Consider the following 635-nt stretch of genomic DNA (forward strand, 5'->3'; position numbering starts at 1 on the left):
AAAGCCAAAGTCTATTGGCATATAGCGGTGTTCAACTAAATCACCCAACTTGGCTATTTGTTCCGCACCAGTGCTCGTGGTTGTTGTGACAACGATAGGTTGCTCTGGATATTGCTGTTTGAGTTCCTTGATTAGAGGTGTTGCCGCGATGCTTTCGCCTACAGAAACAGCATGAATCCAAATTGGACGCTGATGCGTTTTTAACTGTGGGGTTATTCCAAAGTGTTCTTTCCATCGCCCACCAAATTTGGGTTTATTGGGCTTGCTTTTATATAAGCCCAATAAAAGAAATGGTGAGGCAAGCGCTAACAGTGCCGTATAAATAATTCGAATTAACATGAACTAGTCGCAATGGCTTCGAGCTTCTGGATGCTATCTAGGACTTGTTTTGGCGATAGCTCAGTCAAGCATTTCAAATGTTGGTATTGGCACTCACGCTTGAAACATGGTCGGCAGTCGATATCGGTATGAACCATTTCAACTTTTTCAGCCAGTGGTGGTGTGTACTTTGGTGATGTTGAGCCATAAACAGCAACGACATTACAACCTACAGCGGCTGCTACATGCATTAAGCCTGAGTCATTTGCGACCACCGTTTTACATGCAGCAAGAAGATCGACCGCTTCAATTAAACT

Annotated in this window: 2 protein-coding genes; both read right to left on the bottom strand. The window is 43.8% G+C overall.

Annotation, left to right across the window (positions count from 1 at the left end):
* A partial coding sequence (locus tag R8N49_RS28125) for a glycosyltransferase N-terminal domain-containing protein (protein ID WP_318190571.1) occupies nt 1-339 on the bottom strand: 339 nt, incomplete at its 3' end.
* The coding region (locus R8N49_RS28130; protein ID WP_318190572.1) for a glycosyltransferase family 9 protein at nt 333-635 on the bottom strand (303 nt) is incomplete at its 5' end. The genes R8N49_RS28125 and R8N49_RS28130, both read right to left, overlap by 7 nt.

Source organism: Vibrio sp. 1978, from assembly GCF_033344345.1.